The 26,846-nt window shown below is 35.4% G+C and carries 22 protein-coding genes; 10 read left to right on the top strand and 12 right to left on the bottom strand.

Going from position 1 to position 26,846, the window contains the following annotated elements:
* Position 1: 1 nt before the first annotated feature.
* Together O9307_RS06190 and O9307_RS06185 are read right to left on the bottom strand one after the other, a co-directional pair.
* Positions 2-1,633, bottom strand: coding sequence for a DUF4270 domain-containing protein (locus O9307_RS06190; RefSeq protein ID WP_298296453.1), 1,632 nt, complete (start codon positions 1,631-1,633; stop codon positions 2-4).
* Between the two features lie 21 nt (positions 1,634-1,654).
* The gene (locus tag O9307_RS06185; protein WP_298296450.1) at positions 1,655-2,461 is read right to left on the bottom strand and encodes a glycogen/starch synthase; all 807 of its coding nucleotides are present in this window, start codon (positions 2,459-2,461) and stop codon (positions 1,655-1,657) included.
* Positions 2,462-2,568: 107 nt separating this feature from the next.
* On the opposite strand from O9307_RS06185, the gene panC reads away from it, so the two are divergent.
* The 4 genes from panC (at position 2,569) to radA (ending at position 6,455) form a co-directional block, all read left to right on the top strand.
* Positions 2,569-3,417 (top strand): pantoate--beta-alanine ligase, encoded by an 849-nt coding sequence (panC, locus tag O9307_RS06180; RefSeq protein ID WP_298296447.1) that lies wholly within the window; start codon positions 2,569-2,571, stop codon positions 3,415-3,417.
* A gap of 13 nt (positions 3,418-3,430) precedes the next feature.
* Positions 3,431-3,781 (top strand): aspartate 1-decarboxylase, encoded by a 351-nt coding sequence (gene panD, locus O9307_RS06175; protein WP_064716061.1) that lies wholly within the window; start codon positions 3,431-3,433, stop codon positions 3,779-3,781.
* A gap of 161 nt (positions 3,782-3,942) precedes the next feature.
* Complete coding sequence (locus O9307_RS06170; protein WP_298296442.1) at positions 3,943-5,094, top strand: alpha/beta hydrolase-fold protein; 1,152 nt, start codon at positions 3,943-3,945, stop codon at positions 5,092-5,094.
* Positions 5,094-6,455 carry a DNA repair protein RadA gene (gene radA / locus O9307_RS06165; protein WP_298296439.1) on the top strand — a complete coding sequence of 454 codons (1,362 nt, stop codon included), beginning with the start codon at positions 5,094-5,096 and terminating at the stop codon, positions 6,453-6,455. Before O9307_RS06170 ends, radA begins: the two co-directional genes overlap by 1 nt.
* A 122-nt stretch (positions 6,456-6,577) precedes the next feature.
* Here radA and O9307_RS06160 read toward each other — a convergent pair whose 3' ends face one another.
* From O9307_RS06160 to gdhA, 8 genes are all read right to left on the bottom strand, one after another.
* Positions 6,578-7,186, bottom strand: a complete 609-nt coding sequence (locus O9307_RS06160; RefSeq protein WP_298296436.1) for a lipoprotein signal peptidase — start codon at positions 7,184-7,186, stop codon at positions 6,578-6,580.
* Between the two features lie 116 nt (positions 7,187-7,302).
* Positions 7,303-7,683, bottom strand: coding sequence for a TraR/DksA C4-type zinc finger protein (locus tag O9307_RS06155; protein ID WP_064716057.1), 381 nt, complete (start codon positions 7,681-7,683; stop codon positions 7,303-7,305).
* A 43-nt stretch (positions 7,684-7,726) separates the two neighbouring features.
* Complete coding sequence (ileS, locus tag O9307_RS06150) at positions 7,727-11,173, bottom strand: isoleucine--tRNA ligase (RefSeq protein ID WP_298296433.1); 3,447 nt, start codon at positions 11,171-11,173, stop codon at positions 7,727-7,729.
* A 158-nt stretch (positions 11,174-11,331) separates the two neighbouring features.
* Positions 11,332-13,230: a hypothetical protein gene (locus O9307_RS06145; RefSeq protein ID WP_298296430.1), complete on the bottom strand. Its 1,899-nt coding sequence runs from the start codon at positions 13,228-13,230 to the stop codon at positions 11,332-11,334.
* A 68-nt stretch (positions 13,231-13,298) separates the two neighbouring features.
* The gene (locus tag O9307_RS06140) at positions 13,299-15,194 is read right to left on the bottom strand and encodes a PQQ-binding-like beta-propeller repeat protein (protein ID WP_298296427.1); all 1,896 of its coding nucleotides are present in this window, start codon (positions 15,192-15,194) and stop codon (positions 13,299-13,301) included.
* Positions 15,195-15,272: 78 nt separating this feature from the next.
* Positions 15,273-15,986 carry a DNA repair protein RecO gene (gene recO / locus O9307_RS06135; protein WP_298296424.1) on the bottom strand — a complete coding sequence of 238 codons (714 nt, stop codon included), beginning with the start codon at positions 15,984-15,986 and terminating at the stop codon, positions 15,273-15,275.
* Between the two features lie 104 nt (positions 15,987-16,090).
* Complete coding sequence (locus O9307_RS06130) at positions 16,091-18,394, bottom strand: two-component regulator propeller domain-containing protein (RefSeq protein WP_298296421.1); 2,304 nt, start codon at positions 18,392-18,394, stop codon at positions 16,091-16,093.
* 123 nt (positions 18,395-18,517) lie between these two features.
* Complete coding sequence (gene gdhA, locus O9307_RS06125; protein ID WP_298296419.1) at positions 18,518-19,861, bottom strand: NADP-specific glutamate dehydrogenase; 1,344 nt, start codon at positions 19,859-19,861, stop codon at positions 18,518-18,520.
* A 282-nt stretch (positions 19,862-20,143) separates the two neighbouring features.
* On the opposite strand from gdhA, the gene O9307_RS06120 reads away from it, so the two are divergent.
* On the top strand, positions 20,144-20,935 hold the full coding sequence (locus O9307_RS06120) for a glutamate dehydrogenase (RefSeq protein ID WP_298296416.1): 792 nt from the start codon (positions 20,144-20,146) through the stop codon (positions 20,933-20,935).
* 76 nt (positions 20,936-21,011) lie between these two features.
* On the opposite strand, the gene O9307_RS06115 is transcribed toward O9307_RS06120, so the two are convergent.
* Complete coding sequence (locus O9307_RS06115) at positions 21,012-22,157, bottom strand: cystathionine gamma-synthase (RefSeq protein WP_298296413.1); 1,146 nt, start codon at positions 22,155-22,157, stop codon at positions 21,012-21,014.
* A 110-nt stretch (positions 22,158-22,267) separates the two neighbouring features.
* On the opposite strand from O9307_RS06115, the gene O9307_RS06110 reads away from it, so the two are divergent.
* Positions 22,268-23,011: a DUF3298 and DUF4163 domain-containing protein gene (locus O9307_RS06110; protein WP_298296411.1), complete on the top strand. Its 744-nt coding sequence runs from the start codon at positions 22,268-22,270 to the stop codon at positions 23,009-23,011.
* A gap of 58 nt (positions 23,012-23,069) precedes the next feature.
* Here the strand turns inward: O9307_RS06110 and O9307_RS06105 are convergent, their stop codons facing one another.
* Positions 23,070-23,525, bottom strand: a complete 456-nt coding sequence (locus O9307_RS06105; protein ID WP_298296408.1) for a DinB family protein — start codon at positions 23,523-23,525, stop codon at positions 23,070-23,072.
* 75 nt (positions 23,526-23,600) lie between these two features.
* On the opposite strand from O9307_RS06105, the gene O9307_RS06100 reads away from it, so the two are divergent.
* The 4 genes from O9307_RS06100 to gmk all read left to right on the top strand — a co-directional run bounded on the left by O9307_RS06100 (position 23,601) and on the right by gmk (position 26,620).
* Positions 23,601-23,957 carry an ArsC/Spx/MgsR family protein gene (locus O9307_RS06100; protein WP_298296403.1) on the top strand — a complete coding sequence of 119 codons (357 nt, stop codon included), beginning with the start codon at positions 23,601-23,603 and terminating at the stop codon, positions 23,955-23,957.
* Positions 23,950-24,843, top strand: a complete 894-nt coding sequence (locus tag O9307_RS06095; RefSeq protein ID WP_298296400.1) for a DMT family transporter — start codon at positions 23,950-23,952, stop codon at positions 24,841-24,843. Before O9307_RS06100 ends, O9307_RS06095 begins: the two co-directional genes overlap by 8 nt.
* Before the next feature lie 75 nt (positions 24,844-24,918).
* Complete coding sequence (locus tag O9307_RS06090; protein ID WP_298296397.1) at positions 24,919-25,779, top strand: YicC/YloC family endoribonuclease; 861 nt, start codon at positions 24,919-24,921, stop codon at positions 25,777-25,779.
* Positions 25,780-26,050: 271 nt separating this feature from the next.
* A complete protein-coding gene (gene gmk, locus O9307_RS06085) occupies positions 26,051-26,620 on the top strand; it encodes a guanylate kinase (RefSeq protein ID WP_298296395.1) in 570 nt (189 codons plus the stop codon).
* Positions 26,621-26,846: the final 226 nt, after the last annotated feature.

The raw sequence follows: 26,846 nt of genomic DNA, 5'->3' as shown, positions 1-26,846 counted from the left end.
TTTATTGATTTGGTTTGGTATAAATAATTTCAAGTCGCAATCTTTTATCTTCTGGTACAGCTGGATGACCGCCAAAAAGAATTGTCCCAAGAGGATTTAACACTGAAGCTGTAGGTACAGAAGAAATAATACTATTAGAAGTTTTTAACTTGCTAAAAGTGGCAACCGCTATATCCTCAGTAACAACAACACCTAACTTAACATTAGTAGAATCGGCATTTTTAATTAAATTCTTAATTTGATTGGTAATACGAACTTTATAAGTTAAACCTCTACCATTTGTAACTGCTTCTTTATTCAAAATACCACCGAAAATAAATTTATTCAACTTCGGTCGACTAGCACTAGCAGTTGTATTATCTGTTAAATAATCTAAAACAGCAGTTTTATTGGTTAAATTGTAAACATAAATTCTTTCTGGCTCAATAGCGTTTTTCATTGCCGCTGCATCAATATGAAAGACCAAATTAGCTTCATTGATTAACCAACCATTTTTTCTTATTTTCTCTAGTTCATCAGCAACACCGTTATTATCATTATCTGAACCAAATAATTCTACTACAGCCAAAGACCCCACACCACCTTTTAAATAAAGTTTTGAGTCTCCAGATGTAGGATTAAAATTGGTTATTGCATTACTGTAATCTGGATTTAAGTTGGACTGCTCTAAAAAATTAACGGTATTACCATCAATATTCAAATCCAGTGTTTTATTCACTCTTTTAACAGTAGTAACCCCATTGGTAGTAGTAGACAAATCCTCTTTATAATACAGGCGTATTACATTTTGAGCCGAACCTGATCTTTTAAAATTAATCATCGCCATACTTTCATCAGCACCAGTTTTTTCTACTTTAAAGTACAAGCCTCTAAAATAGTTTTTAAATGCTTCATTGGAGGTTAACTTGCCTGATGGCGCATTCAAAACTTTGGCCGTAAAGAAAGCATTACTAAGTTTTAAACGCATAGCTGGCGCTGTACGTTTTGTAGTAGATTTTTTGGTTTCTTCATCTATAGTCGTTTCTGCAATTTCTTTTGGATCAAAATAAAAAGCATCATTTTGTTTACTATCAGCAGCATCATTTAATCGGTTGCCAATTTTCAAACCATCAAAATCATTTTTTTGATCACTATAATATGCTTGTTTTTCTTTGAAATTAGTTGCAGGATCTAAATCACGCATAAAAAACCCAGACTCATACACACTTAATTTGAACGGTGCTTTAGCAGTACCATAAACAGAATCCAATTCATATGTTCTTATTCCTGTAGTTGCATCTGTACTTTTAACCGTACTATAATAAGGAATGGTCATAACCACACTATCCATAACAGCATTGGCACCAATAGTAGGGCTAACCGATGCTAATGATAACTGGGTAGCGAAACTAGCCGAAGTAGTACCAAAAGCAGCATTTGTATAAGTACCTAAAGCATTTACTGCCAAGTTATCAGACTGTACAACTCCTGTCCCTTGATTGTATGCCTTTACAGCAGAGTAATATTTTCCTAATTCAAAATTATTATCTCCTATTAAATCTTCTCCAATAACATTATAATCTTTATCACAAGAAAACAAAATAAAAAAACCACAAAGAATAAATACCTTCTTTACTAAAGCCGTATTGTACATAAAATAGTTATAAAATTAAAATTAAATCACCTGATTATTATAAAAATTGGTGTACGCTTCAGCGAAACCATCTTTCGGAGTGAAAGGTAAAAAAGGTTTATTGGAAGATTCTATAAATTTTGTTAAACTTGGTGACAAATTATTTGAAGCGATAATTACGGCATCTGAGTTTAGAACAGCTGTTTTTAAAATATTCTCGTAATTTGGTACTTCTAAGTCTGCTATAGCCTCATGAGGTACGCCATCAAATTTGACTTTGTTAATCATTTCGACATCTAAAGTTTCTGAAAAAGATTCCGAATAAACCGAAGTAACTATTTTAGTTTCAGAAAACAAAGCCTCGTTCTTGTAGTAATGTTTCATGTAAACCGGCAACATAGAAGCAAGCCAACCATGAACATGAATAATATCCGGCACCCAATTGAGTTTTTTGACCGTTTCAACTACTCCTTTAGCAAAAAAAATAGCGCGCTCATCGTTATCAGGATACATCACACCATCTTCATCTGCAAAAGTAGATTTGCGTTTAAAATATTCATCATTATCAATAAAATAAACTTGGATGCGCTCTTTTGGGATAGACGCCACTTTTATAATCAATGGCATATCCAAATCGTTTACTACTAAATTCATTCCCGAAAGGCGAATTACTTCATGCAATTGATGCCTTCGTTCATTAATATTTCCATATCTCGGCATGAATATTCTTATCTGTCCTCCTTGATCATTGATCATTTTTGGCGCATCATAAGACATTAAAGAGACCTCATTCTCAGCAAGATAAGGAACAACTTCAGATGATACATACAATATCCTCTTATCTTTCATAGTATTATTTACTTTATTTATTGGCAATAAAAACGTTGCGAAATTACAAAATTTTATGCAGTTATTAACTAAAATATTATGTTTGCACCTAATTTTAATAAAAGACCATGCAAATCTTCAATAAAAACATCGAATTAAAAGAATTTTTGGCATCCGTGAAGACCAAAAATTCTACTATTGGCTTTGTGCCAACGATGGGTGCCTTGCATGCGGGTCACTTAGCATTAATGCGTCAATCTCTACAAGAAAATGGCTTTACTGTAGTGAGTATTTTTGTCAATCCTACCCAATTCAACAATCCAGAAGATTTAGCAAAATATCCCCGAACACTTGAAGCTGATGTTGAAAAAATGGCTACACTTAGCGATAAAATAATCATTTTTGCACCTACCGTTGAGGACATTTATGAAGGAGAAACTACAGCAAAATCCTTTGAGTATGATGGATTAGAACATCAGATGGAGGGCAAGTTTAGACCTGGTCATTTTGATGGCGTTGGAACAATTGTAAAGCGATTGTTTGAAATTGTCGCTCCAACAAGAGCTTATTTTGGTGAGAAAGATTTTCAACAACTTCAAATAGTAAAAAAACTAGTCGAAAAATACCACATTCCGGTAGAAATCATTGGATGTCCGATCTACAGAGAACCCAATGGTTTGGCCATGAGCTCACGTAACGAAAGACTTAGCAGCACTGAAAGAAAAGAAGCTGCCCTAATTTTTACCATTTTAAAAGAGGCAAAAGAAAAATTTCAAACACAAGACGCTGATTTGATAGCAGCTTGGGTTAAAAATCAATTCAAAAACAATCCGTTATTCGAATTAGAATATTTCATAATTGCTGATGAATCGACACTTTTACCTATAACTTTTAAAGAAAAATATAAAAAGTATCGCGCTTTTATAGCTGTATTCGTTAACAACATTCGTTTAATTGACACTATTACATTAAATTAATTACCTTCGCCCCATGCAAATTCAAGTAGTAAAATCTAAAATTCATCGTGTAAAAGTAACTGGTGCCGATTTAAATTACATCGGCAGTATTACGATTGATGAAGCTTTGTTAGACGCCTCCAACATTATAGAAGGCGAAAAAGTTTCGATCGTAAACATCAATAACGGCGAACGTTTTGAAACCTACGCTATCAAAGGCGAAAGAAATTCTGGTATCATTACACTAAATGGTCCTGCCGCTAGAAAAGTTCAAAAAGATGATATTATCATTATCATTTCTTACGCAACTTTAGAATTTGAGGAGGCCAAAACTTTTAAACCTTGGATTATTTTTCCAAACGAAACCGACAACTCTCTTACATAGTTCCTTTTTTTTATTTGTCTAAATTTTAAGCATTTAAAACAGTGCTATCAATGCTTTTAAAACATTAAAAGCAACAAATACTTGCGATTTATTCATAAAATAAATTAAAATAGTATCTTGCTCTGTTTTTTAATTCAAACCTAATTTAGACTCCCCAAATCATGAAAAAGGTCCTTTTTTTGTTGTTGCTTTCAGTTCCATTTTATGCTCAAATCAAAACCGAATCTTTTGATTCTAGTAAGTTAGCCGAAAAACGAGCAATTACTATAAGCTTACCCCCTTCTTACGAAAAAAACACTACCAAAAAATATCCAATCTTACTATTGTTAGACGGCGATTTTTTATTCGATCCTTTCTATGGCGCTATTTCTTATGGAAGTTACTGGGACGATTTCCCGGAAACAATAATCGTAGGAATCCATCAAAATCATAACGATGAGCGGGTTGACGATAGCGAATTTGAAGAGACACAAGGGCTCCCGGCCGAAAAAGGAGCCGCTTTTTTTGAATTTATTGGACAAGAGTTACTGCCTTATATCGAAAAAAAATATCGGGTAGCCCCATTCCGAATGATTGCTGGACTTGACACAACAGCAGGTTATTTGAATTTTTTTCTGTACAAAGAAAATCCCCTTTTTAACGCTTACATTTCCTTAAATCCTGAACTTGCCCCATTAATGGAAAAAAGAGTGGCAGAACAATTAAATACTGCAAAAAGTCCTGTTTTTTATTACTTATCGACTAGTGAAGATGAAATAAAAAAATTGGCAGAACCTATCAAAATGCTGAATGACAACATCAAAAAGGACAACAATCCATTAGTCAATTATAAATTTGAGTCCTTCAAAGATGCAGGACATTATTCCCAAACTTTGTATGCAATTCCAAGTGCCTTGCATCAAATTTTTGAAAGTTACAAACCCATTACTTCATCAGAATTTAGTAATAAAATCGCGGTATTACCTTCTGGTTACGTAGACTATTTAGAAAAAAAATACAGTGTTCTAAACGAAGCTTTACATCTTGACGTTCCAATCAGAATTAATGATTTCAAAGCTATTGAAGCAGCAATTTTAAAAAACAAAGCGTATAGTGAATTGGATCAGTTGGCGATTTTGGCCGATAAGCATTATCCAAAATCAATGCTGGCGGAATATGAATTGGGCTTAATGTATGAAAAACAAGAAGACTACAAAAAAGCCACGAAACGCTATCAAAACGCCTCGCAAATGCAAGAAATTGGCTCCCTGACAAAGAACATGATGTTAGAAAAATACGAATTAATGCTGAGTAAAATTGCACCTAAAAAATAATGGCGAAAGTAAAAACTACCTTTTTTTGTCAAAATTGTGGCACGCAATATGCCAAATGGCAAGGACAATGCAATTCCTGCAAAGAGTGGAATACAATTGCTGAAGAGATTGTACAAAAACAAGAGAAAGTAGCTTGGAAGAGCGAGTCCGTTCCGATAGGCAAAGCACCTCGACCCTTGCGCATCAACGAAATTGACTCGACAGCTGAAATCCGATTAGATACCACTGATGCAGAACTGAATCGTGTATTGGGTGGCGGAATAGTACCTGGTTCCTTAATCTTATTAGGTGGCGAACCCGGGATTGGAAAAAGTACATTATTACTCCAAATTTCCTTGAAACTACCTTATAAAACCTTGTATGTTTCTGGGGAGGAAAGCCAAAAGCAAATCAAAATGCGTGCAGAGCGGATCACTCCAAATGGAGACAATTGCTACATTTTGACCGAAACCAAAACCCAAAATATTTTTAAGCAAATTGAGGCAATGCAGCCCGAAATTGTTATTATCGATTCCATTCAAACGCTGCATACGGATTATATTGAATCGACTGCAGGAAGTATTTCTCAAATTAGAGAAACGACTGCCGAGTTGATTAAGTTTGCCAAAGAAACTAACGTTCCCGTAATTCTCATTGGCCACATTACCAAAGATGGTACGATCGCTGGGCCAAAGATTCTAGAACACATGGTAGATACCGTTTTGCAATTTGAAGGGGACCGAAACCACGTGTACCGCATCCTTCGTTCGCTTAAAAACCGATTCGGCTCAACTGCCGAAATAGGAATTTATGAAATGTTGGGCAGCGGCTTACGAGAAGTTTCAAATCCGTCTGAAATATTGATTTCTCACAAAGACGAACAACTCTCAGGAACTGCTATAGCTACAACGCTAGAAGGCATGCGTCCTTTAATGATCGAAATACAAGCCTTGGTAAGCACCGCGGTTTACGGAACGCCACAGCGAAGCACAACAGGATACAATGCCAAACGCCTGAATATGATTTTGGCTGTTTTAGAAAAAAGAGCTGGTTTCCGATTGGGCGCTAAAGATGTCTTTTTGAACGTAACAGGTGGTCTCTCAGTGGATGACCCCGCGATTGATTTGGCTGTGGTTGCCGCCATCTTATCTTCAAACGAAGACATTCCTATCCACAAAGATTTTTGTTTTGCTGGCGAAGTTGGGCTTTCTGGTGAAATTCGTCCGGTGAATCGAGTTGACCAACGCATACAAGAAGCTGAAAAACTGGGTTTCTCAACCATATTCGTTTCTAAATATAATAAGATTGCGCTTAAGAATACTGGGATTCAAATTCGGTTGGTTACGAAAATAGAAGATGTAGCAGCCGAACTTTTTGGGTAAGCCAAAACCCTAGGCCTTGATGGAAGCGGCATCCTTTTATATCAAAAACCCTTTCAGTTTTATATTCTGAAAGGGTTTTTGTATAAAAGATATAGCATACAGCAAGATAAAGCTCCTAAAAACTACGCCTCTCCTTTATGAAAAGCTTTTTTATTGAATACGATTAAGATTCCTACTCCAGTTGAAATAGCCACATCGGCTACGTTGAAAATAGCATTAAAAAACGTGAAAGGTCTACCGCCAATAAAAGGCACCCATTCTGGCATTGGAAAATCTTTGATGATAGGAAAATAAAACATATCGACTACTTGCCCATGAAACCAAGTTCCATAAGGCTCATCTGAGAACAAAACCGCCAATTGCTGATAACTGTCGTTAAAAATAACCCCGTAAAAAACAGAATCGATAATGTTTCCTAAAGCCCCAGCAAAAATCAAAGCAATGGCTACGATCAGATAATTGGAACTTTTATGATTACGAACGGTATCCCATAACCAATATGCAATTCCCGCCACTGCAAAAATTCGGAAAACGGTCAAAAATAACTTGCCGTATTCTCCTGGAAGTTTGGTTCCCCAAGCCATTCCTTCGTTTTCTATAAAATGAATTTTGAACCAATTGAAGACCGTCACTTCTTCGCCTAAAACAAAATTAGTTTTGATATAAATTTTAGAAACTTGGTCCACTAACAAAAGTAGAAATACAATAATATAAGCTTGGCGTAAGGACATTTTATACATTTTAGTGGGCAAAAATAAGCAAAATCAAATAAAAAATCACTAAAAAGAAATTCCAAATTCCATGATGCATGTTGGAATTTGGAATTTCAATTTTGGATTTCAGATTGTTATCGTTGCATGTTTTTGGCTTCGATACTCATGGTTGCATGAGGGACGATTTTAAGCCTTTCTTTGCCTATTAACTTTCCGGTTACTCTGCATATACCGTACGTTTTGTTTTCTACACGGAAAAGAGCATTTTTTAAATCACGTAAGAATTTTTCTTGACGAATAGCCAATTGTGAATTGGCTTCTTTCGACATGGTTTCGCTACCTTCTTCAAACGCTTTGAATGTAGGCGAAGTGTCATCAGTACCATTATTTAAATCATTCATATAGGCACTTTTTATCAAGTCAAGATCGGCTTGCGCTTTCTCTATCTTTTCTTTGATTATCTGTTTGAACTCTGCTAAATCAGCATCTGAGTATCTTGTCATTTCCTCGGTCATAGCCTAAATTAATTTAATGGTTGGTTAATTCTTTTTGGTTGGGTTATTTTGTTATGATTAATTTTGATTTAATGTCGTCGAATTCAATTTCTGTGCCATTTTCTAAGTTTTCTGCAAATAGCAATTCTTCTGTCAATGTTTCTGACTTGATGTAACTTTCATTGGCTAGAATTGCTTCTTGTAAAACAGCATGATTTTGAACGTAAACCTTCACTTTATCGGTAACCTCGAAACCAGAATCTTTACGGATATTCTGAATACGATTTACCAACTCCCTTGCAATTCCTTCTTTTCTTAACTCTTCAGAAATAGTGATATCTAATGCTACCGTAATTCCATTGGCATTAGCCACTAACCAACCTTCGATATCTTGGGAAGAAATTTCAACATCTTCTAGAGATAAAATTACATCTTTTCCTGAAATTACAATACTTAAACTTCCTTCCTTGTCTAATTGGTTGATTTGAGCTGGAGTGAACCCTTGTATTTCCTTGGATACTAAGCCCATGTCTTTTCCAAAACGAGGTCCTAAAGCTTTAAAATTAGGTTTAATTTGTTTCACCAAAACACCTGAAGCATCGTCTAAAAGTTCGATTTCTTTGACGTTTACTTCCGCTTTTATAAGGTCGGCAACGGCTTCAATTTCAGCCTTCTGAACCGCGTCAAGTACTGGAATCATTACCTTTTGCAAGGGTTGACGCACTTTTATCATTTCCTTTTTACGCAGCGACAAAACCAATGAAGATATTGTCTGCGCCTTCTGCATTTTGCTTTCTAATGATTTATCAACAAAGTTTTCAACTGAAACAGGGAATTGTGCCAAGTGTACTGACTCGAAATTTTCTGTTCCTGTAGCTTGTGTCAAGTCTTTATACAACTTATCCATAAAGAAAGGAGCAATTGGCGCACTCAATTTTGCAACACTTAATAAGCAAGTATATAGCGTTTGATAAGCAGCAATTTTATCTTGAGCATACTCGCCTTTCCAAAAACGACGTCTACACAAACGCACGTACCAGTTACTCAAATTTTCTTGAACAAAATCAGAAATTGCACGAGCGGCACGGGTTGGTTCATATTCAGCATAAAAAACATCTACCTCTTTGATCAACGTGTTCAATTCTGAAATGATCCATTGATCAATCTCTGGGCGTTCTTCTAAAGGCACCTCAGCTTCTGCATAGCTAAAGCCATCAATATTCGCATACAATGCAAAGAATGAATACGTATTATACAACGTTCCGAAGAACTTACGACGCACCTCAGCAATTCCTTCAATATCAAATTTTAAGTTATCCCAAGGATTGGCATTCGAAATCATGTACCAACGCGTAGCATCAGGACCATATTCTTCTAATGTGGTAAAAGGATCAACGGCATTGCCCAAACGCTTGGACATTTTTTGTCCATTTTTATCCAAAACCAAACCGTTGGATACTACGTTTTTGTATGCTATACGATCAAAAACCAAAGCACCAATCGCGTGTAACGTATAAAACCATCCGCGAGTTTGGTCGACACCTTCCGCAATAAAATCAGCAGGGTAATCGGTATTTTGATCAATTTTTTCTTTGTTTTCAAACGGATAATGCCATTGCGCATAAGGCATAGCACCAGAGTCAAACCAAACGTCAATTAAATCCGATTCGCGTTTCATTGGTTTTCCTGAAGCAGAAACCAACGTGATTTGGTCCACTACATTTTTGTGTAAATCAATCAAATCATAATTGGCTTCGGACATATTTCCAATTTCAAAACCAGCAAATGGATTGTTGGTTTGTACACCAGCCGCAATAGCTTTTTCTATTTCGTTGTATAATTCTTCTACAGAACCAATTAAGATTTCTTCTTGTTTGTCTTCTGTTCTCCATATTGGCAAAGGAATTCCCCAATAACGAGAACGCGATAAGTTCCAATCGTTGGCGTTTTTTAACCAATTCCCAAAACGTCCTTCACCAGTAGCTTTTGGCTTCCAGTTGATGCTGTCGTTCAGGTCGAACATACGGTCTCTCACCTCGGTAATTTTGATAAACCAAGAGTCTAATGGATAATATAAAATAGGTTTATCTGTTCTCCAGCAATGTGGGTAACTGTGTACGTATTTCTCTACTTTAAAAGCTTTGTTTTCTTCTTTTAAACGAATAGCGATTTCTACATCTACCGAACGTTCTGGCGCTTCTCCTTCGTTATAATATTCGTTTTTAACGTATTTCCCTGAATAATCTCCAAGACCTTGAATGAATCTTCCTTGCAAATCTACCAAAGGAACTGGCGTACCATTTTCATCTAAAACCAACATTGGTGGCACTTCTGGAGTAGCTTCTTTGGCTACTTTAGCATCATCTGCACCAAAAGTAGGCGCCGTATGTACAATACCCGTACCATCTTCAGTAGTTACAAAATCACCAGCAATCACTCTAAAAGCATTTTCTGGATTTTGATAAGGCAGAACAAAAGGCAATAATTGCTCATAAAGAATACCAACTAAATCTTGGCCTTTACATTCGGCCAGAATCTGGAATGGTATTTTTTTAAAACCTGCTTTGAAATTTTCGAAATCAGCTGCATCTTCAGAAGCAAAAAATCCTTTTGCAAATTGTTTTCCCACTAAATTTTTGGCCAAAATCACATGGATAGGCTCAAATGTATACTGATTAAAGGTTTTTACTAAGGCATAATCAATTTTCGGTCCAACCGTCAACGCAGTGTTCGATGGCAATGTCCAAGGCGTTGTCGTCCAAGCCAAGAAAAAAGCCTCCCCCAGCCCCTCCGAAGGAAGGGAGCTAAGACCAAATGCTTTTAAAATTGAATTGTCACCAATTCCCCCTTCGGGGGTTAGGGGGCTTCTAAACTGAGCTACAATGGTAGTATCCGTAACATCACGGTAACTTCCTGGCTGATTTACTTCGTGAGAAGACAAACCAGTACCCGCTTTTGGTGAATACGGCTGAATGGTGTAGCCTTTGTACATCAAATCTTTGTTGTAGATTTGCTTTAGCAACCACCAAACCGATTCCATATACTTGGGTTTATAGGTCACATATGGGTCTTCCATATCTACCCAATACCCCATTTTTTCAGTCAAATCATTCCAAACATCGGTATAACGCATTACGGTTTTTTTACACGCTTCGTTATAATCCTCGATGGAAATGGTTTTTCCAATATCTTCTTTGGTGATACCTAATTCTTTTTCAGTACCCAATTCTACTGGTAAACCGTGGGTGTCCCAGCCTGCTTTACGCTTTACTTGGAAACCTTTTTGGGTTTTATATCGGCAAAAAATATCTTTAATTGCACGTGCCATCACGTGGTGAATTCCTGGTAATCCGTTGGCCGAAGGAGGTCCTTCAAAAAACACAAAAGGCGTGTTGCCTTCGCGTGTAGTTACACTCTTTTCAAATATATTTTCGTTCTTCCAAAAATCAAGCACTTCTGATGCCGCTTTTGGCAAGTCAAGTCCTTTGTATTCAGTAAATTTTGTACTCATTGTATCCTTTTCTTAATCGAGGTGCGAAAGTAATAAATTTTGAATTATCGTTTGTGTATTTATTGAAAATTCATAGATTTTTATTATGCAACCTCTCAAAAAAAAGAGGAATAAAAATTACCCCTCTCTTAAACTAAAAAATAAAAATCATAAAAAGACTATTTAAATCCTCCAAAATAGACTTCTTTAATAAAAATTCGATTGCCAAAAACAGGATTAATATCAATCTTTTCTCTCAATTCTTGATATACTGTTTCTCCATTAAAATCTTCAATTTCATAAGCTACTTTAAATGGCAGATTTCCTGAGTTCAAGGCTAGAACAGGGCGATAATCCAAGAATAGTTTTCTTTCAAAAAAGCTTTTATTTCCATTGTCATATTCAGTTTTTTCTGAAGCAACTATGGTATGGGTGTCTTTATCGATAAACAAATGATAGTCCGTTTTTGGAATCGTTCTATTGGCTGAATTTAATGTTTTTTCAAAATAGTTCAAATGGTAACATAGTTTTCCTTCAAACATCTCATCTTCTAAAAGCTCAAAATCGTTCCATACATCAAGTCGAAGATCAGAAATAAAATTAATCAAATCAACATTTTTAGCCAACATATTGTAGCCATACGAAGTCTGCTTTGCCCATTTTGCATTAATTCCACTTTCACGATCATCGTGACTCCAAGCTTCTGGCCCATTTACTATTTCATAATAATTTTCAGGCATCTTTTTCTTCAAAAGATAATTAGAGGTCGTTGCCCATTTTTCTTCTGTTTGAGAAACTCTGTTGCCTTCAATGAAAAGTTTGGATAGCATATGCGCTTTTTCGATACTTTTTAACGCTTGAGATCCTCCTAAACTAGCAATAACTTTAGCTAATAAATCTGGTTTAGACTGATAAGGAATAGAGTCAAGCATGTTAAACCTTTGGGTTTTGGACTTAATTAAATTAGCTTCTCTATTGGCTTTTTCAATTTCCCAATCGGCGTCTTGTTGCTGAATTTTCTCAAAGAAAGCAAGTCTCATTTCTTCCTTTTCTTCAGCAATTTTAAGTCCTAATTTTTTAAGATCTACAAAACGGGTTGTATGACTTCTGATCATTTTATCTGCAAAAAATGCATTCTTAACTCGGCTTATAATTGTAGATCCTCTTGAATCTAATTTATCGTTTTCAATAAGTAAGTTGGCAAATAACAATGCTTTTTCCTTGTTTTCGAGTAAAAAATAAGTTTGTGCCAAATTATTGAGAACAATAAATCTGATGTATTCGTTAGCTGGAGAAGATGGATACTTGGTTAACAAACTCTCTAAGTAAACTAAATGAGGTAGTAATGTTTTCTCATCTAATCCTTTTTCGAAGGTTACTTTCTGCATTTGTGCTGAAATTTCATTTTCAAAATCAAGCATCTGCTTGTATTCTGGATGATCTTTGGAGGTCACAAATTCAAATTTTTCTTTGGATTCGCCTTTACTATAGCCAAATTTATAGTTAAGATAATTCTGAATTTTACCTACAGACTGATAGATTACTTTATCGATTCCTAAATCTTCAATACTATAATCATCTTTTCTTTCGGCGTCTAGGTTTGCCTTACTCGTATTAGCAAAAGCTTCCTTAAGATTACTTTTTTGATATTCATTACCAACAACATAAGACTCTATTGTATTAAAATCTTCTGATAACAAAAGTTTATCAGCACATTTAGCCTCCACTTTTATCCTTACGTTATAATTAGAAGAGATGGCATACTTCCATTTTTTTTGTTTTGTATCAAATGTACTATCTATTTTGGTAGCAGTAAATTTTGGCAATCCAATGGTCAAATAAATCTTTAATTTTCCGTTGGCTGGGTCTTTGATAAAACCATTAATATTAAAGTAATTTTTCTTCAATACAAGTTCTTCCTGAATCAACTCCTTATCCATTTGATAAAAAGTCGTTTGTGTCAACACATTATCAAGAATGGGAAATTGAGAATATTGAATGGTTGGTATATAGAATTTTTTCTTCTTTGAGCTTATTTTTTCTTGCGCTTGAATCGAGACAATTACAAGCAAAAACATAAAGAGTATTTTTTTTTTCATAGGTAAAAAAAAGCCATCAGATGAATTTCCTGATGGCCTTTGAATTTTTATTTTTTATTAAAAATTTGAATTGAGTTATCAGAAACGTAAAAAATATTTTGCGTAGCTGGGTCAATTTCATATTGAGGGCGGTTGTTGTTAAACGTTATTTTGTCCAATTCTACACCGTCAATTTTTCTAACTTTCACAAGCATTTTTTCTCCAGTTGGGGTTTTAGCGAAAATATAAGAGAAATCACGATTTTGTTTCATCGCATTAAAACGAGAACCAAACTTCTCGGCAACCATCCCTAATGCAGCAGCACCCGCAGCATAACCTTCGGCTTGTGCCATATTCGTTTTGTCTCTTTCACGAACTGTTTTGGTTTGTCTGTTTCCTTTTTCATCACGAGTCTCCATTGTTAATTCACTACCTTTAAATGCACTAACAGCTGATGCGCCAGCCATAAATGCACTTCCAACGATGGCTGTGCTTTTTAATAAACGTCTGCCTCCTTCGCCTGGCTGACTGTAAGTAAGGTGGTATTTTACAGTTCCATCCATATTCACACCCATAACCTCCACAGGTCCAGAAAGCACAACACCCCAAGGAAATAATTCGATACTATTTAACTCTTTTTCATTTTTGATGTTCACTTTTGCAAATGGCTCTGGTTTATCATCAATAGTGGGATTAAACTTATACAACTTTTCGTCGTTGTACACTAAATATGAATTTGAGGTTTCTTCAAACGTAGGTAAAACAGGACGATTTTTATCAAATTCAATATTACGTTTCCATAATTTTTTTCCTGATTTGTAATCTACCATATTCCCGTAAGTACCTGTCAGATACATTACTTTTTCACCTACTTTACCTAAGTAATAAATAGGATCTTCCTTATCGTCTGAAATTTCGATAAACTTTTTCCACAATTTTTCACCGTCTTTATTGATTAACATCATTTCGTTTTCGGCTACATAAAGAAAATCTTGATCAATTGGGATTACTCGTTTCAAACCATCCCCACGAGCATCTTTCTTCCATATTTTTTCACCGGTTTTTAAGTCATAGAAATTAAAACCGCTGAAATGAGCAATTAATAATTTTGATCCCCAATCTTCGAGATACACTACTTTTTTGGTTTTAATTGATTCTTTCCAAATACTCTTTCCGGTATCAGTACTTAATACATTCAAATATTCTTTGGTTGAGAAAATACCTTGGCTATTAACTACTACAATGTTTTTATCATTTTGTGTTAGAAAGAATTTGGTGTACTCTTCGTCATCTGCTTTCCAGTTCAATTTACCTGTGTTTCTGTCAAATGAATACAATTTTCCGTATAAAAGATAATAAATTACAGCACCATTTATTTTGGCTATATTAGTATTTGCTGATTCTTTTAAAGAAAAACTAAATAATGATTTCGCTTTATCAACAGAAGTACTCCATTTTAACTCACCTGTTTTCATATCCAAAAGAGCGATGGCCATATCTCCGTCCTTTTTTAAAGTAAGCAAATATTCATCCGTTTCGGGGATAAAATCAGATTGCATTACCCAAAACGATTCTTTTGATGAGTTGTATACAATTTTACCTGTATCAGTATTTACAATAATATACTTGTTATTGATGTAAGCCTCAACATAAGGGCTTCCACCAACGCTTGTTAAAGCCTTTTTATCTTTAAAAACATTACCAAAATCAGGATCTTTCATGATGTCACCTACAGATACACTGCCAAAATCATCTTTTGTAAGTGTCCAAACAACTTTTTTGGTTTCTGGGTCTATCCCTTTTACTGTGCCTCCTTCTTTAAAAACAACAATACCAGTAATTTCATTTTGCACTAAATCTTGGACGGGATTATCTGTGGTAATTATTTCGTCGTGTTTTCTTTGCGAAATCGCTGAAAAACCAACGAATAAAAGCAAGATAATTGAATACGTAATTTTCTTCATTTTAATTTTTTGTGATTAATAAATAGGGATCAAATGTGACTAATAAATCGCAAGCGAATATATTGATATAAATTTAGCTTAAGAAAAAATTTCTTTTAAAATTTCTAAGGACTTTGGCTTTTTAAAACCTTGTAAATGAAAACTGTAATAATCGATTAGAATTTTTAGTAAAATTTGACGCTCAGTGACATGAAACACTTTTTGATCTGAATCAAATTTCAAAGCAATCAATTTTTTGAGCAAATGGGATTGATGTTCAGACAAGGAACTCGTTGCCTGAAATATAGAAAAAACACCTTCATTCATTTCAAAAAAAGGTAAATCTTGATCGGTAGTGTCTGGATAAAAACCTAAAAACTTGGTGATTTCGAGCATTAAAATCAGATGAAAATTGCTGATTTCGTTATGCGTGTCCAGCCATTGCAGCGCCGCTTCGAGGTACTGAAACAAATCATCGTTTTTTTCTTCTTCATGAATCGCATGATGCAAAATTTCGGAAAGAAACAACACCATAGTACTTTTCACAATATCCAAAGGAATGGTTTGAAACGGAACAGCTGTTTTGATTTCTCTAAAATGCTCTAACGTCCCTTTATTTTTATGCACTGCTTCAATTTCTAAAATTGATAACGGCTGAAAATAGGCGATTTTTTGATTGTTCTTCTTTCCAGAAAATGCGTCTCTAACAAAGTAGGATTTTAGACCATTAGATTGGGTAAAACATTTCACAATCAAGCTTTTTTCTTGAAATTTTAATGTCGAAATAACGATGGCTTTGGTTTTTACCAACATGAGTTATCGGGTATCGGTTTTGGGTTTTGGGTTTTGGGTTTGGGGTTTGGGGTTTTGGGTTTTGGGTATCGGTTTTGGGGTTTGAGTTTTTAAAATTGAAATTTTTATCTAATAATCATCACCTTCTTCACCTTAGTTTCGACTCCGCCTTCGGCGGAGATAAAAATCATATAAACACCCGAAGCTACTTTGTATTTACCAAAAGCAGTCGTGTCCCATTCGATAGTTCCGCCTTCAGAAACTGCTTCGTGCACTAAATTGCCTTCGATGTCGGTTATTTTTACATTGGCACGATCCAAAAGTCCCGCTATTTTTATGGTTCCACTAAATTCAGGACGTACCGGATTAGGATAAACATAAACATTATTCAAAGAATCACTTGCCCCTGTAGCCACACCCTTGAACGAAATCATCCCTTTGGTTGTAGCAATATAAACTTCTCCGGTAACCGCATTAATCCCTATATCATTTATAGTGTTACTCGGCAATGGTGAATTATTAGTGGTGAAATGATACAGCGTTTTTTGCCCATTGGATGACAATAAAAAAACACCTGAATCTGCTGTACCCACCCATTTGTTGTTGGCTCCATCAACTACAATGGCGTTTATAAATTGTTCATACAATAATTCCTGAGCCACCTCATCTTCTAGAATAATAATGGGTTTGGTAGTGAGTGCTATTGTATTTTGAAAGTTATTCACATTCGACAGTACTCGAAGCCCTTTAGTAGTACCTATCCAAAGTTGGTTATTAGTATCTATGGCCAAAGCTCGCACGTCTGTAGTAGGCAGGTTTCCTTTATCTGACCCAAAAGTAATTTTCTTAAAAGTGGGTGTTGTACCTGATTCGTTAAAAGCGATTACTCCATCGGTATTAGAAGCAATCCACTTGGTGCTGTTTTTATCTATGACCATTCTTCCCATACTCACATCGATACTTTTTTCGGCGATGGAATTCAAGGAATAACTTTGCCATTGTCCATTACTTCTCAAGACTTTTAAGCCATTTTCGATTCGGGAATTGGTCACCCAAAGATTCCCTGATTTGTCAAACGCTGTTCCATTGATACGAACATCGATATAAGTTGGCCCTAGAAAAGCAATCGATTCCAAACCCGAATTGGTTTGATTGTACAACAAATTTGGCACTTCGTTTTCTATGCGCAACAAACCCGAAAAGAAAGAACTCGCATAAACTTTAGTCTCGTCATTTGGATTAATCGTTACTCTCGAAATAGATTTGGCTCCCAAAACATTATTTGCAGGAATAGATAACCAACCCTGAGCGTTGAGTCGGCTAATGCCATATAAATTAGGGCCACTGTTATTATAAGAATACGGGTTATAATCGCCTGTATAGCCTCCATATACAGCCCAAAGCGCAGTTGGAGTAACTTGAAAAGAAAAAATGGCATTTCTGAGTGGTCCTGGAGGTGTAGTATCAACTATTGGTGCACCAACAGACAGTGTCGTTGCTAGTAAACCATTTTCTTTGGTGCCCAAAAATAAATTGGCATTTACAATGGCGGCACAAGTAAAAACGAGATTTTTATCCAAAATCTGATTGCTATTTATTTGTTTTATCAAAAGCAAGCCCGACCCAAAGACTGAAATTTGACTGGGAGTTGTTACTAATAAATTGTTTCCATCAGAACGCAAATCGACAATTGGCGCTCCAAAACTTTGAACGACAGAGAATGAATTGAGTCCATATTTGTAAATCGTACCTGCTGTGGTTGAAGCATACAAATCAGTACCAAAAGCAGTGATTCCAGACCAATTATCAGACAAAAGCATTGTCCACTGCTGATAATCGACTAAGTTTGGATTTGTAATTGCAGCTCTTCGAATTCCATTTTCGGTGGCAGCATAAATATTTCCATCAAAAACAGCCGTTTGCTTTACTGAAATCTCCTTTCCAAAGTCGCCAATAAAGTACGTATCTCCAAAAAGTTGCGTATTCAAATTGAACTGAACAATACCAAAATCACATGAAACATAAAGGATTCCTTGATACTCCACAAAATGATTGATTTTTTTGATATTGGCAGGCAATTGCTTATTGATAATATCGACCACTTTCAAAATAGCTCCGTCCTTTTCGTTTATTACAATTAAAAGGCCATTTTCATAGCCAACAATAGTTTTATTGAAAGCGACACTATGATACAAAGCTGATATCGTCAATCCGGAAAGACCATCGATAGTCGTGGTAGTTTTTAAAGTATTTGAAAGTGTATTTTTTGAAAACAAAGCATTCTCCCCAGCAGCAAAAAAAGTAGTATTGGATTGTGTTAGATCTTTGATTTCGTTATAAGAAAAATACCCTTGCCATGACAATTGATTTTGGGAAAAACCATCGTTCATAGCTAATAAAAAACAAAAAAACACGACTATTCTTCTCATGAGTTTTTTTCAAATGAATTACAAATATAGTACAAACGGAAGTTTTTGCTTTTTGTCCTGGAAGAATAAAAAAAGCCTTCTTCTGTTTCCAGAAGAAGGCCTTCAATAATTAACTTACTACTACTATACTACTCCTTGAGCCAACATAGCATCCGCTACTTTAACAAATCCAGCAATATTAGCACCTTTAACATAATCAACATATCCAGTCTCATCTGTACCATATTGTACACAAGAAGCATGAATATTCAACATGATATTGTATAATTTTTCATCTACTTCTTCGGAAGTCCAGCTTAAACGCAATGAGTTTTGAGACATCTCCAAACCTGAAGTAGCTACACCACCAGCATTAGAAGCTTTCCCTGGTGCGAACAAAATTTTAGCTTTGTGGAACGCAATAACAGCTTCTGGTGTAGAAGGCATATTAGCACCTTCTGCAACAGCAATACATCCATTAGCTAATAAAAGTGCCGCCTCTTCTCCGTTCAACTCATTTTGAGTGGCACAAGGCAATGCAATATCACATTTTACTTCCCATGGGCGTTTTCCTGCCACATATTTAGCATCTGGATATTTAGCCACATATTCGCTAATTCTTCCACGTAATTCATTTTTCAATTCCATTACGAAAGCTAGTTTTTCAGCGTTAATTCCGTCAGCATCATAAATATAACCAGCAGAATCAGATAAAGTAACCACTTTACCACCTAATTGCGTCGCTTTTTGAGCAGCAAACTGTGCAACGTTACCCGAACCTGAAATAACGACTGTTTTTCCTTCAAAAGAATCACCTTTGGTTTTCAACATACTTTGGGCAAAGTATACCGTTCCATAACCAGTTGCCTCAGGACGAATTAATGATCCTCCGAAAGAAATTCCTTTTCCAGTTAATACCCCTGTAAATTCGTTTCTTAATCTTTTGTATTGCCCAAATAAATAGCCTACTTCTCTACCACCTACACCAATATCTCCAGCAGGAACGTCAGTATCAGCACCAATATGTTTCGCTAATTCGGTCATAAAACTTTGACAGAATTTCATGATTTCGTTATCAGATTTTCCTTTTGGATCAAAATCAGAACCTCCTTTACCTCCGCCCATTGGCAAAGTAGTTAAACTATTTTTGAAGGTTTGTTCGAAAGCTAAGAATTTCAAAATGCTTAAGTTTACTGAAGGATGAAAACGCAATCCACCTTTGTATGGTCCAATAGCAGAGTTCATCTGGATACGGTATCCACGATTTACTTGTGTTTGACCTTGATCGTCAATCCAAGTCACTCTAAAAATGATCACGCGCTCAGGTTCAACCATGCGCTCTAAAAGCATTTTGTTTTGGTATTTTTTATTTTCTTCTATAAAAGGAATTACCGTTTCGGCAACTTCTAATACTGCTTGCAAAAATTCTGTTTCGTTCGGATTTTTTTTAGTTACCGAATCGATAAAATTAGTTATACTTTGTGACATAATTATAATAATTATAAAACGTTAAAAACGTACTGTTAATGAATACAAATATAGGCTAAAACAATAAATTTGACCTATTTGTTTACAAAAAAAAGAAAAATTATCTATTATTTAACTGTTTATAAAGAAATAGCTATATTACAGCATGCTTTTTACGAAAACGTTATAGTATTTATAACAAAATTCAATTTTGATTAATAATAATTGGTTTAACATTAATCCTTCTTTGGTGAGATTTGTTTTTCATATCTTTGCGCGCAATATATATTTTTAGGTTATCAAATGTTCAAAAAAATCGTTTTAACAATAATCGCATTACTTTTTGTTATCAATATTTCTCACGCTCAATTCAATGTAGCCCATGAAATAGGTGTTACAGTTGGACCAGTAGCATTTCAATCCGATTATGGCGAACGCCATGATTTTGAAACTAATGCGGGTAATACTGGATTTGGTATTGGTTTAGTTCACTATCTTAACTTTTCAACCAAAGCCTATAATGACAACTACTTTAACGAGCATTTTAAAGTTCGTTCTGAATTATCTTATAGCTCGACTAATTTTAGACATTTTGGAACATGGGTAGATCAATCCAATAATTCATTAGGAAAGGAACAACTTAGAGCTATGAGAGGCTCTTCTAGTATATTGAATCTAGGAATACAAGGTGAATTTCACCCCATTAATATTCATGATTTCGAAAATAGTATTGGCACATTTAGCCCTTATGCTAGTTTGGGTCTTTTATGCAGTTTTTATAGCTCCGAAGCTACCTCCACAATGGGACCTTTAGGAACTTCTATGACTACAATTCCAAAATACTTAACTCCTTCTGACGGAAGACCTCATGGGTTTTCGACTGAAAGCAAAACTGTTTTATCTGTCATTGCTGGTATCGGTAGTAGGTATAAGCTAACTTCAATGAGTGACTTACTGGTAGACATGCGTTTTCAATATTTTACTTCGGATTGGGTAGATGGTTTAAATCCAAACAAGCAGATATATACAGAGAACAAAGCCAATGATTGGATGGTTTGGTTCAGCATTGGATACATTCAATACTTAGATTTATAATCCTTCGCGGGTGAAAAAAGTAAAAGGGCTCAATTGAAAATGTTGAGCCCTTTTCCTTTATAAAAATTATCGTATTCTAGGCCAAAGCTTGTTCTAAGTCGGCAATCAAGTCGGCGGCGTCCTCAACACCTACACTCAATCGCACTAAATCATCAGTAATTCCGACTTCTTTTCTTTTGTCCTCCGGAATAGAAGCGTGGGTCATCAAAGCCGGATGATTGGCTAAAGACTCTACTCCTCCTAAAGATTCAGCCAAGGTAAACACCTTTAACTTTTCTAAAAATGCAATCGCATCTGATTTTTCTCCAGATTTAAAAGTGAAAGAAACCATTCCGCCAAAACCACTCATTTGCTTTTTGGCTATTTCATGAAACGGATGCTCTGGTAATCCTGGATAATATACCGTTTTAATCTTTGGATGTGCATTTAAAAAAGCTACAACTTTTTCACCATTTTCGCAATGTCTTTGTACTCTAAGATGCAACGTTTTTATTCCACGCAATACCAAAAAACTATCCATTGGTCCCAAAGTAGCGCCGGTTGCAAATTGCTGAAAATGCAATTGATTACCTAATGCTTCATCTTTTACAATCAAAGCTCCTGCTATTACGTCTGAATGACCTCCTAAATATTTGGTTGCTGAGTGCATGACAATATCAGCACCCAAGTCAAGAGGTTTTTGCAAATAAGGCGTTGCAAAAGTATTGTCTACCGCAAAAAGGATATTATTTGCTTTCGTTATTTGAGCAATTGCTGCAATATCAGCTAGTTTCATTAATGGATTCGTAGGTGTTTCAACCCAAACCAACTTAGTATTTTCATTGATTAAAGATTGGAATTTCTCCAAATCATTCATATCAACAAAATGGAATTTAATGCCAGATTCTTTATATATCCTAGTAAACATTCGATACGTTCCCCCATACAAATCATCCATAGCGATAATCTCATCGCCTGCTTTGAATGAACGCAAAATACAATCTGTTGCCGCTAAACCGGACGAAAAGGCCAAACCTCTTGTTCCATTTTCAATACTTGCCAAAGCGTTTTCTAATGCAGTTCTAGTAGGATTTGCCGCTCGGCTATATTCGTAGTCAGGATTCAAAGGCTGACCTGGACTCGTTTGTACAAACGTAGACGTTTGATAAACAGGTGGCATCACCGCTCCGGTACTGGCGTCATGGTGTTGTCCTCCGTGAATTACTTTTGTATTGAATTTCATTGTTTTAAATTTTAAAATGACTGGTTCTATCAAATGCAAATTTACCGTTAAATATTGATAAAGCAACGCTTGTCTAGGCTACCTTTGTATACAATTAACATTTTTGAGTTATGAAACTATACCTCCAAAGCCTACTGTTCTTTCTGGTGTTGAGCAGTTGTTCGAATGAATTGAACTTTGAAAACAAAATGTTCAGTAAAAAAAGCACCCTCCTTTGTAAACAAAATTGTACCGAAATTAAAGTAGCAATTCCCATCGCCAAAAGCAACAGTCTTGCGGCAGATAGTATCAATAAAAAAGTGTTTTCAATTGTAAAAGAATTGGTGTATTTGGAGGAAAAACCATTAACAAAAGAAAATTATGAAGAGCTAGTTTCCTCCTTTATACAATCCTTTGAGAACACAAAAGAAGCATTCCCAGACAGCACTTTTGGTTGGGAAGCTAACATCCAGGGAACCGTAAAATACCAATCCGAAAATCTTATCAATATCGAAATTGACCACTATACGTTTACGGGTGGCGCTCATGGCTATGAAGGCATACAATCCTTGCTGTTTGACCCAAAAACTGGAAAAACGATTCCAAACGATAATTTATTTAAAAACACCGCCGAGTTAAAAAAAATGGTTGAAAAGAAATTTCGCATCAAATATCAAATTCCTTTGGTAGGCAACATCAATCAAACAGGCTATTTATTTGAAGATAATACTTTTCAATTACCCAAAAACATCTTATTTACCAATGAAGGCCTTTTGTTTCACTACAATCAATACGAAGCCGCAGCTTATGTAGAAGGTCCTAAAACCCTTTTTATTCCTTATACTTCGCTAAAAAATTACCTTGTTGTAAAATAAAAAAGTGCTTCAAAATCAAATCCAATTTCGAAGCACTTTTTCTATTTGCATCGTATTTTTAAACCAACTTACGAAGACTCATTAAGATTCCAATATGTAATCCTTCATGAAAATTGTTGAATTGGATGGCTTCTTCAACAGAGTGCAATGTAAAACCTGTAGAGGTTGGGTATTCCGTAAAATTTTGAAACAAATTAGCATTGTAATCGATTTTCATTTGTTCTACGGTTGAAAAAAGTAAACTTTTAATCAAATCCACTTCTTCTTGTGTAGCATCGTGTTCTGGCTTGGATCCTTTTCGGTATTTTTCTACCAATTCATCAGCAACCTGCATAGGTAAACCCGATAATTTATAAACTAATAACTGTTGCGTCACCACGATATGAGCAATGTTCCAAAACATAGTATTAGAAAAACCCTCAGGAATGGTATTCAATTGCTCCAAAGAATATTTTTCTAAAAAAGAAGCTGCCATTTTTCGGCTTGTTGTAGTTAATTCAAATAGTGCGTTCATTTTTTTTATTTTTTGGATAAAAATACTCATTTTCGGTGTAAATGAATTTTCTTTGTACCCATAAAAGCAAACCAAATGAACAAAATATACTATTTAGCTTCTTGTGATACTTGTAGAAAAATTATAAAATCATTGCCAGAAAATCATAATTTAGCTTTTCACGACATCAAACAAAACCCAATAACTATAGAAGAGTTAGACGAAATGCGCCGTCTTTCTGGAAGCTATGAAGCCTTGTTCAGCAAAAAAGCCCAATTGTACAAATCGATGAATTTAAAAAATCAAGCGCTTACCGAAGACGATTTTAAAAAATACATTTTGGAACATTACACCTTTTTGAGCCGACCTGTTTTTATCATTAATGACAAAATTTATATCGGAAATAGTCAGCAAAACATGCATCAAGTTCATTTAGCTTTAGCTCATGTCTAAAAGAAATCTTGCCTTATTGGGCGCTACTATTGTTTCGATTATCTACGGGGTTACTTTTACCATCGCCAAAGACGTTATGCCTGCATATATTGATGCCTTTGGGTTCATCTTACTGCGAGTAGGCGGATCAATGATGCTTTTTTGGGGCACTTGGCTTTTTATGCCCAAAGAAAAAATTGCCCTAAATGACTTTCCAAGAATCATTGCCGCTGCATTTTTTGGAGTGGCTTTTAATATGCTTACTTTTTTCAAAGGATTAAGTCTTACTTCGCCCATTTCGGCAGCAGTAATCATGGTTTCAACACCAATGATTGTGCTTGTTTTATCAGCCTTATTGATGAAAGAGCGCATGAAAAAAAGAATGGTTTTAGGAATTATATTGGGGTTACTAGGTACTACTTTCTTAATTCTTTATGGCAAATCCATTGGCAATGCTTCAAATGCCGGATTGGGTAATTTCTTAGTATTGGTTAATGCCATTTCGTACGGCTTTTATCTCATTATTGTAAAAAAATTAATGCATACTTACCACGCCTTCACGTTTGTAAAATGGATTTATCTTTTTGGTTTCTTGATGGTTCTTCCTTTTGGCTGGAGCGAATTTAGTGCCGTAAATTGGACTTTGGTTCCTGTTGCCATTTTCTGGAAAATAAGTTTTGTGGTGGTGATTTCGACATTCATCACTTATTTATTAAATTTACTTTCTATGAAAGAATTAAAACCCACCACTGTAGCTGTTTTTATTTATTTACAACCCCTTTTTGCTACTATTTTCGCTATTGGCTTAGGAAAAGACGATTTGAGCTGGGTAAAAATAGGAGCAGCTGTATTAATCTTTGCAGGCGTTTATTTAGTTACTCAAAAAACAAAAAAACAGCATACGTAATTTGCAAGAGCAGTATTGCACTATTTACGAAGTACGAATTACTTTCCTTATATTTACAGACTTTTAGAACATATTATGATACAATCCATGACCGGTTTCGGTAAAGCTACTCTGCAATTACCAACCAAGAAAATAACAATAGAAGTAAAATCCCTCAACAGCAAGGGGTTAGACTTAAACGTCAGAATGCCTTCTTTATACCGCGAAATGGAGTTGGGATTGCGTAATCAAATTGCTTCTACACTCGAAAGAGGTAAAGTTGATTTTTCAATCTACATCGAAAGTACGGCAGAGCAAACCTCCACACGAGTAAATGTTCCGATTGTAAAAGCCTATATGAATCAACTACGTGAAGTATATGCGCATGTGGATGAAACCGAATTGATGAAAATGGCAGTCCGCATGCCAGATACCATGAAAATAGAGCGCGAAGAAATCGATGCCAACGAATGGGCGCAAATCCAAACCGTTATCGAAGAAGCGTTGCAAAATATTTTAAATTTTAGGAGAGACGAAGGGGAATCGCTAGAAAAAGAATTCCAATTGCGTATCGGAAATATCCGTCAATACATGAACGAAGCCTTGGCTTTAGACCCAGAACGCGTGCAAGCCATAAAAGATCGTTTGCAAACCGCTATTGCTGAATTGCAAGTGAATGTAGACGAAAATCGTTTTGAGCAAGAATTGATCTATTATCTTGAAAAATTAGATATCACCGAAGAAAAAGTGCGTTTGACCAACCATTTGGATTATTTCCTAGACACCATCAAAGGAACCGAAGCCAATGGAAGAAAACTAGGTTTTATCACGCAAGAAATGGGAAGAGAAATCAACACTATGGGGTCTAAATCCAATCATGCTCAAATGCAGAAATTAGTCGTTCAAATGAAAGACGAACTGGAGAAGATTAAAGAGCAGGTATTAAATGTATTGTAATCCCCCTAACCCCCGAAAGGGCAATGTCATTAAGTTAAGAGATTTTAGATTGTAGATTAACGATTTTTGATTTTGGAGCAAGTGAATTAAAAATTATTTGATTTTCAGTGTCTTATTCATCAGCAATCAAAAATCGTTAATCTAAAATCAGCAATGATTTTATCATTTAATCTCTAAACTTAATGACATTACCCGAAAGGGGAACTATATAGGAGGCTATTAATTATAAATTAACTTAAAAATTCCTCCCCATTGGGGAGGCTAGGAGGGGATGAAAAAAGGAAAATTAATCGTATTCTCGGCACCATCGGGATCAGGAAAAACTACCATAGTTAAGCATTTATTAGGAAAAGAAGATTTGAATTTAGAATTCTCTATTTCGGCGGCAACGCGTTTACCTCGTGGGGAAGAAGTTGATGGCAAAGATTACTATTTTATGTCATTAGAACAATTCAAAAAACACATCAAAGCGGAAGAATTTGTGGAATGGGAAGAAGTCTACAGAGATAATTTTTATGGCACGCTGAAAAGTGAAGTAGAACGCATTTGGGCTTTGGGCAAAAATGTAATTTTTGATATTGATGTAGCTGGCGGATTGCGAATCAAACATAAATTCCCAGAAGAAACCTTAGCTGTTTTTGTGAAACCACCAAGTGTGGATGAATTGAAACGACGACTCAAAGAACGCTCAACGGAAAGCGATGACAAAATCAACATGCGCATTGCCAAAGCCTCCGTTGAATTAGCCACTGCTCCACAATTTGATGTGATTATTAAAAATTATGATTTGCCTATCGCATTAGAAGAAGCTCATCAATTAGTGAAGGATTTTGTGAAATAAGCCATTAGCCATAAGGCAAAAGTAAGTAGTATTAAAACGCTTTCTTTTGCCTATTGCCTATTGCCTACTGCCTATAAAAAATGAGTTTCTACTGGATATTTTGTGAAAAGGTTAAATTTACAAAATGGAATACGATATAAAAACGATACTAGAGAAAATTATTTTACCGATTCAAGACGGCTGGAAATTATCAAAATTAGAAATTGATGAAGAAAAACTAGAAGTA

The organism is Flavobacterium sp. (genome assembly GCF_027531905.1).
In the GTDB taxonomy this organism is placed as follows: Bacteria; Bacteroidota; Bacteroidia; order Flavobacteriales; family Flavobacteriaceae; genus Flavobacterium.
Note: the sequence above shows the minus strand (reverse complement) of the source record. Positions and strands in the feature narration are given on the sequence as shown.